This is a genomic window from Streptomyces sp. NPDC004435 (assembly GCF_042873895.1).
Lineage (GTDB): Bacteria > Actinomycetota > Actinomycetes > Streptomycetales > Streptomycetaceae > Streptomyces.
In genome coordinates, this window is sequence record NZ_JBIAMB010000019.1 from 119,088 (window position 1) to 131,006 (window position 11,919).

8 protein-coding genes are annotated in these 11,919 nt (G+C 75.9%); 1 reads left to right on the forward strand and 7 read right to left on the reverse strand.

Annotated elements, in window-relative coordinates; genetic code table 11:
• Nucleotides 1-33: 33 nt before the first annotated feature.
• The gene (locus tag ACFYT9_RS29820; protein WP_389168843.1) at nt 34-1,185 is read left to right on the forward strand and encodes a hypothetical protein; all 1,152 of its coding nucleotides are present in this window, start codon (nt 34-36) and stop codon (nt 1,183-1,185) included.
• A gap of 51 nt (nt 1,186-1,236) precedes the next feature.
• Here the strand turns inward: ACFYT9_RS29820 and ACFYT9_RS29825 are convergent, their stop codons facing one another.
• The 7 genes from ACFYT9_RS29825 to ACFYT9_RS29855 all read right to left on the reverse strand — a co-directional run bounded on the left by ACFYT9_RS29825 (nt 1,237) and on the right by ACFYT9_RS29855 (nt 11,813).
• Complete coding sequence (locus ACFYT9_RS29825) at nt 1,237-2,478, reverse strand: amidohydrolase (protein ID WP_389168898.1); 1,242 nt, start codon at nt 2,476-2,478, stop codon at nt 1,237-1,239.
• 47 nt (nt 2,479-2,525) lie between these two features.
• A complete protein-coding gene (locus tag ACFYT9_RS29830; RefSeq protein WP_389168845.1) occupies nt 2,526-5,315 on the reverse strand; it encodes a SpoIIE family protein phosphatase in 2,790 nt (929 codons plus the stop codon).
• Entirely contained in the window at nt 5,312-7,426 is a 2,115-nt protein-coding gene (locus ACFYT9_RS29835; RefSeq protein WP_389168847.1) for a SpoIIE family protein phosphatase, read from the reverse strand. The genes ACFYT9_RS29830 and ACFYT9_RS29835 overlap by 4 nt, the downstream gene beginning before the upstream one ends.
• A 249-nt stretch (nt 7,427-7,675) precedes the next feature.
• Nucleotides 7,676-8,854, reverse strand: coding sequence for an MFS transporter (locus ACFYT9_RS29840; RefSeq protein WP_389168848.1), 1,179 nt, complete (start codon nt 8,852-8,854; stop codon nt 7,676-7,678).
• Nucleotides 8,855-8,902: 48 nt separating this feature from the next.
• On the reverse strand, nt 8,903-9,325 hold the full coding sequence (locus tag ACFYT9_RS29845) for a hypothetical protein (protein WP_389168850.1): 423 nt from the start codon (nt 9,323-9,325) through the stop codon (nt 8,903-8,905).
• A 122-nt stretch (nt 9,326-9,447) separates the two neighbouring features.
• Complete coding sequence (locus tag ACFYT9_RS29850; protein WP_389168852.1) at nt 9,448-10,896, reverse strand: peptidoglycan D,D-transpeptidase FtsI family protein; 1,449 nt, start codon at nt 10,894-10,896, stop codon at nt 9,448-9,450.
• A 146-nt stretch (nt 10,897-11,042) separates the two neighbouring features.
• On the reverse strand, nt 11,043-11,813 hold the full coding sequence (locus ACFYT9_RS29855) for an IclR family transcriptional regulator (RefSeq protein WP_376597140.1): 771 nt from the start codon (nt 11,811-11,813) through the stop codon (nt 11,043-11,045).
• Between the last annotated feature and the right edge of the window lie 106 nt (nt 11,814-11,919).

The following is an 11,919-nucleotide window of genomic DNA, read 5'->3' on the forward strand; positions in this document are numbered from 1 at the left end:
GGAGCCGTGTGACGCGTACTTCCGGGAGCGCCCGTGACCACCCCCGCCCGCCCCCGTACGGGAGTCTTCCTCTATCCCTGGGACGTCGACGGCGACCCCGCCGCCCCCGAGCTCCTCGCCGGGCTCGGCGTCCAGCAGGTCACCCTCGCCGCCGCCTACCACTCCACCCGGGCGCTCAGCCCCCGCCACCCGGAGCGCCGGGTGGTCACCGCCGAGCACGCCGCCGTGCTGTACCCGCCGGATCCGGAACGCTGGGCGGGCCGCCGCCTCGCCCCGTACCCGGCGGGCGACTGGGCCCCCGGCGACTCCTGGGCGCGCGCGGCCGAAGCCCTCGACGGCACCGGCCTCGCCGTGCACAGCTGGGTCGTCCTCGCCCACAACTCCCGGCTCGGCGCCGAGCATCCGGACACCTCCGTGGTCAACGCCCACGGCGACCGCTACCCGTGGGCGCCCTGCATCGCGCACCCCGAGGTCCGCGCGCTGCTCGTGGAGCTCGCCGCCGAGGCCGCCGTCCGCCCCGGCGCGGCCGGCACCGAGCTGGAGTCCTGCGGCTGGTACGGCTACGCCCACCTGCACGCCCACGACAAGACCGGCGGCGTCCCGCTCGACGACCGGGCCCAGCTGCTGCTGTCGCTCTGCTTCTGCCCGCACTGCCGCCGGGGGTACGCGGACGGGGGCGCCGACCCGGACGCGCTGGCCGCCGCCGTCCGCGCGGCCCTCGCCCCCGTCTGGGCCGGCACCGGACCCGCGGGGGAGCTCGGCGACCTGGCCGCGCCCGTCCTCGCCTGGCGCGCCGGGACCGCCCGCTCCTTCCAGGAGGCCGCCGTCGCCGCCGTCCGGGCCGCCGCCCCGCCGGGCTTCCGCATCCTGCTGCACGCCGATCCGGACCCGTACCGCTGCGGCGCCGACGCCGGCACCGACCCCGGGCACGTCCTCGGCCTCGCCGACGGCGTGGTGGCCCGCCCCGGCCGGCTCGCCGCCTTCGCCGCCCACCGGCCGCCCGGCTCCACCGTCGCCGCCAACCTGTCGGTCGTCACCGGCATGGGCGGCGCCCCCGGCCGCCTCGCCGAGGACGCCCGCCGCGCCCTCGCCGACGGCGCGACCGAACTCCGGCTCTACCACGCGGGCCTGGCCTCCGGCGCCGACCTCGCGGCGGTCCGCGCCGCCCTGGCCGAGCCGGCCTAGAACCGCCCGGAACCCCCTCCGTACAGCTCTCGCCCGTCCTCCCGGAACCGCTCAGACCAGGTGCCCGTCCCGGGCCACCACCCGGCCCGCCCGGACCACCAGGTCGCGGCGCGGCAGGTCCACCACGACCTGTGGCACGCACTCGCCCCCGACCAGCATGAAGTCGGCCGGGGAGCCGGGCCGCAGGTCGGCGGGCGGCAGGCCCATCAGGGCCGCGCCGCCGTGGGCGGCGAGGGCGAAGCAGGACTCCAGCTCCTCGTCGAGGCGGGCGTCCAGGGCCCAGCCGGCCAGCCAGGCGCGGTGCAGCATGTCGGCGTCGCCGTACGGGCTCCAGCTGTCGCGGACGCCGTCCGAGCCGAGGCCGACCGTCACCCCGCGCTCGGCGAGCCGGCGGAAGGGCAGGATCGTCGTCTCGCCCAGCGCGACCGTGGTCAGCGCGACCCCGGATCCCGCGAGCAGGTCCGCCGTCTCGTCAAGCTCCCGGTCCGCGAGACCCGCCACCGCGAAGGCGTGCGCCACCGCCACCCTGCCGTGCAGCCCGGCCGCACGGGTGCGGGCGGCGATGTCCCGGAGCACCGCCAGGCCCGGCTCGCCCCGGTCGTGCAGGTGGATGTCGAGACCGAGACCGTGCTTCTCGGCCAGCCCGAAGACCAGGCCCAGCTGGTCGCCGTCCCGGCCGCCGGTGGCGTCGAAACCGGTCGGGTCGATGCCGCCGACATGGCTGACCAGGCCGCTCGCCGCCGCCTCCGCGAGCAGCTCCGCCGCGCCCGGGGTGCGGACGACGCCGTGCTGCGGGAAGGCGACCAGCTCGACGTCGACGATCCCGGCCAGCTTCGCGGCGGCCTCCGCGATGCCCTCGATCCCGGCCAGGCCGTAGGCCGGGGCGACGTCCGCGTGGGCCCGCATGGCGCGGGTGCCCATCGCCGCCGCGTGCGCCATCAGGCGCAGCGCCCGCTCGCCCACCGGGGTGGGCAGCGCCCGGGCCAGCTCCACGTCCCCGGCCACGAAGTCGGCGATGCCCCGGGCGGGGCGCCGGCGGTACCAGGGCTCGCCCCAGGAGGTCTTGTCCGGGTGGATGTGGGCGTCGACCAGGGTCGGCAGGGCGAGCCGCCCGCCGCCGTCGACCCGCTCGACGGGCACGCCCTCGGGGAGCTCCGCGACGAGCACCCCGTCGACGGCGACCAGGTCGCCCGCGGGGCCGCCCAGGGGCCGTACGTCGTGGAAGAGGGTCGCGGTGCGGGGCGTGGGGCTCACGGGGGCTCCTTCGGGGCTCGGACGGAACCCTTTTGGTATACCATGTGGGCGTGGTGGTCCGGAGCGGCGGCGGCCCCCGCACCCCCTCACCAGGCCAGCTTCTCCAGCGCGTCCAGGTCGAGCGCCGCCGTCGGAGCCGGACCGGGACCCGCGATCCCCGGGCCGCCCTCCCCGCCGCCGGGTCCCACCCGCAGCTCCGCCCAGATCGTCTTCCCCCGCCGCCCGTACCGGGTGCCCCAGCGCTCCGCGAACCGCGCCACCAGATACAGCCCCCGCCCGCCCTCGTCCGTCTCCGCCGCGTGCCGCAGGTGCGGCGACGTGGAGCTGCCGTCCGACACCTCGCACACCAGCGTCCGGTCGTACAGCAGCCGCACCCGCACCGGATCCGCCCCGTACCGCACCGCGTTGGTGACCAGCTCGCTCAGGATCAGCTCCACCGCGTAGGCCGCCTCGTCCAGCCCCCACTCGCCGAGCTTGGCCGCCGCCGCGTTCCGCACCGGCGACACCGCCGCCGGGTCCCGCGCCACCTCCCACTCGGCGATCCGGTCCGCGGGCAGCCGCCGGGTCCGCGCCACGAGCAGCGCGATGTCGTCCCGGGGCGTCGGCGACAGCAGGTTCGCCAGCACGTCCGCGCAGATCTGCTCCGGGCTGCGGTCCGCGCGCTCCAGCGTCGTCCGCAGCAGCCTCAGCCCCGTCCCCACGTCCCGCCCGTGGTCCTCCAGAAGGCCGTCCGTGAACAGCACCAGCTTGCTGTCCTCCGGCAGCAGCAGCTCCGTCGACTCGAACGGCAGGTCCCCGAGCCCCAGCCCGAGCGGAAGGCCCGGCGCCAGCGGCGGGAACTCCACCCGCCCGTCCGCGTGCACCACCGCGGGCCCCGGATGCCCTGCGCTCGCCATCGAGCACACCCCGGACGCCGGGTCGTAGATCGCGTACAGGCAGGTCGCGCCGGTGATGGTCTCCTCCCGCCCCCTGCCGCCGTCGTCCGCCTCGGGCGTCGGCTCCCCCTCCTCGTCGATCCGCCCGGTCAGCTCGTCCAGATGCCCCAGGATCTCGTCCGGAGGCACGTCCAGCGTCGAGAAGTTGTGCACCGCGGTCCGCAGCCGTCCCATCGTCGCCGCCGCGTGCAGGCCGTGCCCCACCACGTCGCCCACCACCAGCGCCACCCGCGCCCCCGGCAGCGGGATCACGTCGAACCAGTCGCCGCCGACCCCCGCCTTCGCGGGCAGATAGCGGTACGCCACCTCCACCGCGTTCTGCTCGGGCAGCACCCGGGGCAGCAGGCTCCGCTGGAGCGTCACCGCCATCGCGTGCTCCCGGGTGAACCGGCGGGCGTTGTCGATCGCCACCGCGGCCCGCGCCGCCAGCTCCTCCGCGAACTCCAGATCCTCCTCGCCGAACGGCTCCTCCGTGTCCGCCCGCCAGAAGTTCGCCATCCCCAGCACCACGTCCCGGGCCAGCAGCGGCACCGTGAGCAGCGAGTGCATCCCGTACGCCAGCGCCCCGGCCGCCCCCTCCGGGTCCTGCGCCCGCCAGCCGTCCGCCGCCGCCAGCTCCGCCTGCACCACCGCGTGCCCCTCGGACAGCGCCGTCGCCATCGGCGTGCTCGGCACGTGGAAGCGGATCACCTCGCCGACCGGCTGGAGCGGCTGGTCCGCCCGCACCCCGCTCAGCGCCGCCCTGCGCATCTCCGACAGCGTCGAGTCCTGCGGCGGCTCCTCGCCCCGCAGCACCGGTTCGAGCAGCTCCACGGTCGCGAAGTCCGCGAACCGCGGCACCGCCACCTCCGCCAGCTCCTCCGCCGTCCGGACCACCTCCAGGGTCGTCCCGATCCGCACCCCCGCCTCGTACAGCAGCTGGAGCCGGCCCCGCGCCACCGCCGCCCGCCCGCTCAGCGCGGCCAGCTCGGTGGTGTCCCGCATCGTCATCACGCTGCCCTCGCCGGGGCCGCCGTCCCGGACGGTGGGGCGCACGCTCACCGCGAGCAGCAGGTCGCCCGCCCGGTGGACCTCGTCGGTCGCGGTCCGCCCGGACTCCAGGAGCTCGACCGTACGGGGATCGAGCCCGAGCTCCGCGACCGGCCGCCCGTCGGCGTCCGCCGCGAGGCCGAGCAGCCGCCGCGCCTCGTCGTTGGCGAGCAGCAGCCGCTTGTCCGCGTCGACGATCAGCACCCCCTCGCGGACCGCGTGCAGCACCGCCTCGTGGTGCTCCTTCATCCGGGTCATCTCGGCCGGGCCCAGGCCGTGCGTCTGCCGCCGCAGCCGCCGCGACACCAGCGTCGCCCCGCCCACCGCGAGCAGCAGCGCCCCGCCGCCCGCCGCCAGCAGCACCACCAGCCGGCCCTGCACCACGTCGCTGATCGACTGCACCTCGATGCCGCTCGTCACCATGCCGACGATCCGGCCGTCGTCGTCCACCACCGGCACCACGGCCCGCACCGCGTCGTTCGGCGCGCCCCGGAAGGTCTCCGTGTACGACTCGCCGTCCACCACCGCCCGGGACAGGTCGCCGGTCGCCTTCTGGCCGATCAGCCCCGTCTCGGAGTCCGTGTACCGCACCCCGTCGAGACCCAGCACCGCGACGAAGTCCACCCCGGTCGCCACCCGTGTCTGCTCGGCCGCCTCCTGGAGCGCCGCCGTCGGGTCGTCCGAGGCGAGCGCCTCGTCCACGCCGGGCGCCTTGGCGAAGGCCTCCGCCACCGCGAGCGACCGCACCCGGGCGTCCGCCAGCACGTCCTGCCGGGCCTGCTGGAAGGTGACCAGCACCGCCGCCACGATCACCAGGAGCGCGATCAGCGCCTCCAGGGCGAGGACCTGGCCGGCCAGACTGCGCAGCCCGGAGCCGCGCCCCGGCGGCGGCCGGTGCCCGCGGGCCGTCATCGGGTGCTCCTGGCGATGAGCAGCGCCACGTCGTCCGCGGCGCCGGGGCGGCGCAGTTCGCGCAGCAGCCGGTCGCAGCTCTCCTCCAGGGACAGTCCCCGGGTGGCCTCGACGAGGGTCACGAGCAGGTCGAGCCGGTCGTCGATGGCGGTGTCGCGGGTCTCGATCAGCCCGTCGGTGAAGAGCACGAGCCGGTCGCCCGGCAGGAAGGGCACCCGGGCCGTGCGGAAGGTGCCGCCGCCGACGCCGAGCGGCACACCGGTGGAGAGGCCGACCAGTTCGGCCGGGCCGTCCGCGGGGAGGCGGACCGGCGGCAGGTGGCCGGCGTTCGCGATCCGGCAGCGGCCCCGCCGGGGGTCGTGCACGGCGAACAGGCAGGTGGCGATGGAGTGCTCCAGGCCCACCGCGATCCGGTCCAGGTGCCGCAGCACCTGCGTGGGGGAGAGGTCGAGGTCCGCGAATGCGCGGGTGGCGGTCCGCAGCCGGCCCATGGTCGCCGCCGCCTCGATGCCGCTGCCCATCACGTCCCCGACCACCAGGGCCGTCTTCTCGTCGGGCAGCGCGATCACGTCGTACCAGTCGCCGCCCACCTCGCTGGACGCCTGGGCCGGCTGGTAGCGGGCGGCCGCCTCCAGGCCCGGACGGTCGGGCGGGTCGCCGGGCAGCAGGCTGCGCTGGAGGGTCACGGCCGCGTTCCGCACGTTCTGGTACCAGCGGGCGTTGTCGATGCCGACCGCCGCCCGGGCGGCCAGCTCCACCGCGAGCAGCACGTCGTCCGCGTCGAACGGCAGGGGGTTGTGCCGGTCGCGCTTCAGGTCGAGCGCGCCCAGCACCTCGCCGCGCGCGATCAGCGGCACCGCCAGGTACGAGTGCACCCCGGCCCGCGCCAGCTGCCCGGCCGCCTCCGGCCCGCGCGCGATCCGGGGCAGGTCCTCCGCCCCGACCCGGGGCACCAGGACCGGCCGCCCGGTCTGCACGCACCGGGTCACCAGCCGCTCGGCGCCGTAGAGCGCGACCGAACCGGGCGGGTCGGCGGCCGCCAGCGCCTCCGTCTCGTGCCCGGCCCGCACGGCCAGCGCCCGGAAGAGCGCCGGGCCCTGTTCCGGGGCGTCCGGCCGGCGCAGCGTCAGCATCGAGTCGAGGACGTCGACGGCGGCGATGTCGGCCAGGGCGGGCACCACCACCGAGGCCAGTTCCTCCGCGGTCCGCTCCACCTCCAGGGTGGTGCCGACCCGGGCCGAGGCGTCCGCGACCAGGGCGAGCCGCCGCCGGGACCGGTCGGCCGCCGCGTCCGCCCGGTGCCGCTCGGTGACGTCGACCACCCAGGCCGCCACCCCGAGCACCCGCCCTCCGGCCGCCTCCAGACGGTAGAACGACACCGACCAGGCGTGCTCGCCGCCGTCCGGGTCGGCCGGGGTCTCGCCCATCGCCTGCACGTCGAGGAGCGGCTTGCCGGTCTCCAGGACCCGCCGGGCCGCCGCCTCCAGGGCGGCCGCGTCCACGCCCGGCAGCACCTCCGAGGGCCGCCTGCCCAGGTGGAGGGCGGCCGGCAGCCCGTTGAACCGTTCGAGCGCGGGGTTGACCAGGACGTACCGCAGCCCGGTGTCGAGGACGGCCAGGCCGAGGGGGGACTGGTCGACCAGCCGGTCGGAGAGGGCCAGCTCGGTCTCCACCCGGGCGACGGCGGACCGGTCGGCGACGATGCCGAGCGCGTACAGGTCGCCCACGGCGTCGGTGAGCCGCATGTTGCGGAATTCCAGCCGGCGGGTCGTTCCGTCCTTGTGCCGTACGGGGAAGGTGCCCGCCCAGGTGGTGCCCCGGCTCAGCACCTCGCCGAAGAGGCGCATCGCCTCGGCCCGGTGCTCCTCGCCGACGATCAGCCGCGCCACGTACTGCCCGAGGGCCTCGTCGGCCCGGTAGCCGAAGAGCGCCTCCGCCTGCGGGCTCCACAGCACGATCCGCCCGGTCGCGTCGACCACCACGGCCGCCACCCCGAGCACGTCGAGCAGCCCTCCGGTGCCGAAGGCCGTCCCGCCCTCGGGGCCGCCGGGCACACCGCCGCGACCCTCCTCCGTCCCCGTGCCCGTCTCCGGGAAGGATCCGGCCGTCACATGCCCTCCTCCCGCACAGGCCCTGAGCCCGCCGCCCTTCCATGCTCCCCGGCCCTCCGCCCCCACGCACCACGAGGACGCCGGGGGCGGGCCCCGGGGCGTCCCTCGCGGATCTTGCCGGGCTCGCGGACCGATCCGAAGGAGACGGCCCAGGGGGGCGTCCTGCCCCGGGCTGGCCCTACGGCGGGAGGCCCCTACGGCGCCACGGCCCTGCCCCCAGGCCGGGCCGGGGGGGGGAGAGAGACGCCCCTAGAGCGCCGCGGCCCCCGCACGCGCGCGTGCCCGGGGGCCCGTCGCCGCGACGGCGGCCCCGGCCAGCCCCGCGACCGCGAGCGCCGGGAGCAGCAGCCGGACGTCCACGGCCGTGACCAGGGCCGCGCCCAGCGCCAGGGCCACCGCGTTCGGGACGAAGAGCACCGTGTTCGCGGTCGCCGCGATCCGGCCGACCGCCTCCGCCGGGGCCTCCCGCTGGACCGCCGTCATCGCCGCCACGAGGACCCACGGCAGGCCGAGGCCGACCACCGCGCTCGCCGCCAGGGCCGTCGCCTCCAGCGGCAGCGCCCGCAGCCCGGCCGCCGCCGCGAAGAGCGCGAGCCCGGCGGCGGCGAGCAGCCGCTCCGGCACCCGGCGCAGCAGCGGCCCCGTGGTCAGCCCGGCCAGGACCGAACCGGCGCCCTGCACGGCGTAGAGCACCCCGGCGTACGCGGGCGGCCGGCCGAGCCCCTCCACCATCGCGTACACCGCGGCCCCGTTCACCCCGGCGAGCAGCATGGTGAACGCCCCGGTGGCGACCAGCGGCCGCAGCACCGGCGAGGCGGCGAGCAGCCGGACGCCCTCGGCGGTCTCCCGCCGCCACGCGCCCCGCTCCCGCGCGGCCGGCGCCGGACGCTCCTCCCTGACCCGCATGGCGGCGAAGGCGCCCGCGGCCAGCACGAAGGTCGCCGCGTCCAGGAGGACGACGGGTCCACCGCCGTACCGGGCGAAGAGCCCCGCCGCGGCGAGCGGGGCGATCAGTTTCATCGACTCGTTGGCCGTCATCCGCCAGCCGTTGACGGAGCCCAGCCGCTCCTTGGAGTAGCCGGTCGCGAGGAGCGCGTGCTCGGCCGCGTCGTGGACGGCGCCGTGCGCCCCGTACAGCACGAGGACGGCGAAGAGCAGCCACACCCGGTCGGCCGAGGTCACCCAGAGCAGCAGCGGCAGCAGGGCGGCCATCCCGAGGTCGAGGGCGACCAGCAGCGGACGGCGGCGCACCCGGTCCGCGAGGGTGCCGAGCAGCGGCCCGAGCAGGGCGGGGGCCCAGAGGGCGAAGGCGGTGAGGGCCGCGAGCCCGTCCGAACCCGTCAGCGACTTGACCCAGATCCCGGAGACCAGCCACATCGCCGTCGTCCCGAACCCGGACACGACCACACCTGTCAGATACCAGCGCATGGCCGAAGCGTGACGTCTGAGGTGGCCCGGAGGGATCGGGCACCTGCCCTATTCCGGGCGGGTGGTCCGCCTGCGCTCGTACCACAGCGCCGCCCCCGTGACCACGGCACCGAGCCCCTCCCACAGGCCCACTCCGAGGAAGCCGGCCGGGGCCCGTCCGCCGGCGACCGCGAGGGTGAAGACCGCGCAGGTGAGGAGCCGGAAGGGGACCGTCCAGCGGAAGAACGCCTTCCAGTCGGAGAGCGCGGCCAGCACGTAGTAGACGCCCATGTTGAGCGCCGCCATCGAGGAGGCGGTGAGGAAGACCAGGGTGTGGTCGCCGTCCGCCCGCCCGCCGTCGGGCACCGGCTCGAAGCCCATCACCGTGAGCAGGGCCTCCGGGGCGACCAGGCCCACCACCCCCAGGGCGGCGGCGAGCAGACCGAAGACCGCGATGGTCCAGCCGGACAGCGAACGGGGCAGGCGACGCACGACGGTCCTCCGCGGAGCAGGCGAGATCGACAGTTCGAAGGTGCGCCCTCCGTTCGGGCGCACGAGCGTGCCCCTGCATATCGCGTGAGGGGCCGCGGGGGCCAATCCGGCCCCCGCGGACGTCACTTCAGCGCCGCCGCCATCATCTTCTGCGCCACCGGCGCCGCCAGGCCGTTGCCGCTGACCTCGGAGCGGGCCGCGCCCGAGTCCTCGATCATCACGGCCACCGCCACCTGCTTCCCGGTCGACGGGTCCTTCGCGTAGGAGGTGAACCAGGCGTACGGCGTCTTGCTGTTGTTCTCGCCGTGCTGCGCCGTGCCCGTCTTGCCGCCGACCTCGGCGCCGGGGACCGCCGCGTTGGTCCCGGTGCCCTTCTCCACCACCGTCACCATCGCGCTGCGCAGCTGCTCGGCGGTGCCGGAGGAGACGACCCGGGAGGCGTCGCCGTCGGCGTAGGTCCGCAGCGGGTCGCCGTCGGAGTCGACCACCTCGGAGACCATGTGCGGGGCGGCCAGCTGCCCGTCGTTGGCGATCACGGCCGAGACCATCGCCATCTGGAGCGGGGTGGCGGTGACGTCGAACTGCCCGATGCCGGTGAGCGCGGTCTGCGCCGGGTCCATCCCGGACGGGTAGACGCTGGCGTAGGCCCTGACCGGCACGTCCAGCTCGTCCTCGCCGAAGCCGAACTTCTCCGCCATCGCCTTCACCTTCTTCTGCCCCAGGTCCGCCGCCATCTTGGCGAAGACGTTGTTGCAGGAGTACTGGAGCGCGGTGCGGATCGTGGCGTTCTCGCAGGGCGCGGAGGCGTTCTCGTTCTTCAGGACGGTCCGGGTGTGCGGCAGCGTGTACGGGTCGGGGCTGGTGGTCGCCACGTCCACGGAGGAGTACAGGCCGTCCTCCAGGGCGGCGGCGGCGACCACCAGCTTGAAGGTGGAGCCGGGCGGCAGCGGCTGCCGCAGCGCCCGGTTGACCAGCGGCTTGTCCGGGTCCTCGGACAGCCGCTTCCACGCCTCGCCGTCCGTGGTGCCGGCGATGTCCGAGGGGTCGTAGGAGGGCGTGGAGACCATGGCGAGGATCCGGCCGCTGGCCGGGTCGATCGCGACCGCCGCGCCCTTCTTGTTCCCGAGCGCCCGGTAGCCGGCCTTCTGCACCTCCGGATCGATCGTGGTGACGACCGTGCCCGGCTCCTGCTGCTTGCGGGTGACCGCGTCCACCGGGTTCTTCAGCCGGTCGTCGGTGCCGTCCAGGATCCCGGAGTAGATGCCCTCCAGCTGGGTGGCGCCGTACGCCTGCGAGCTGAAGCCGGTGACCGCCGCGTACAGCTCGCCGTCGGTGTAGGTGCGCTCGTACGCGAGATCACCGCTCTCGGTGTGCTTCGAGCCCGTGACCGGCGAGCCGGCCACGACGATGTTCCCGAGCGGCTGCGCGTACTGCGCGATGGTCTTCCGCCGGTTCTTGCTGTCGTTCGCGAGCGCCTTGCCCTCGTACGCCTGCACCCAGGTGGCCCGGCCCAGGAGGGCGAGCACGAGGAGCAGCGCGAAGACCGAGGTGCGCCTGATCGTCTTGTTCATGGCACCAGGAGGGACGAACGGGGCGGCGCGGGGCGTTCCGGGGGCGGACCGATTCTCAGGAAACGTTCATGCGGCACGCATCCGTCGCGGTCGGCGGGGCGCACCGCCGCCGGTGCGCGTCCCCCGGGCCCCGCGCACCGCCGGGCTCACAACCGCCGGGTGGCCAGCGTCAGCCGGTCGCGCGCGTCGAACAGGGCGTCCTTGATCAGCTGCTCGTGGCCCGGGGTCAGCCGAGCGGCCGGCACCGAGCAGCTGAGCGCGTCCCGGGCGGGCTCCCGGTAGGGGATCGCCACCGCGAAGCAGCGCAGCCCCAGGGTGTTCTCCTCCCGGTCCACCGCGAACCCCTGCTCGCGCACGGCCGCCAGCTCCTCGATCAGCCGCTCCCGGTCGGTGATCGTGTGCTCGGTCACCGCCGGCAGCGTCCCCGGGAGCAGCTCGCGCACCCGCTCGTCGTCATGGGTGGCGAGCAGTGCCTTGCCCAGCGCGGTCGAGTGGGCGGGGAGCCGGCGCCCGACCCGGGTGAAGGGCCGCAGGTGGTGCTGGGACTGGCGGGTGGCCAGATAGACCACGCTGGTGCCGTCGAGACGGGCGAGGTGGACGGTCTCGGTGGTGTCGTCCGAGAGCCGGTCCAGGGTCACCCGGGACGCGGCCACGACCTCGTCGCCGTCGATGTACGAGGTCCCCACCAGCAGGGCCCGCACCCCGATGCCGTACCGCGTGCCGGTGGCGTCGGTCTCCACCCAGCCCAGCTCGACCAGGGTGCGCAGCAGCATGTAGAGGCTCGACTTGGGGTAGCCGACGGCCTCCTGGACCGCGGCCAGCGTGTGCATCCCGGGCCGGCCGGCGAAGAACTCCAGCAGCTCCACGGTCCGCACCGCGGACTTCACCTGCGCACCGCTCACGTCGGCACCCGCCATGACCCCGCCCTTCTCCCTGACGTCCGGACGCCCTTGTGGGAACGCCCGTGGCGTCAATAGAGTCCACCCCGGAAGCGTTCACGCACAAGAACAGCGTTCATCATAG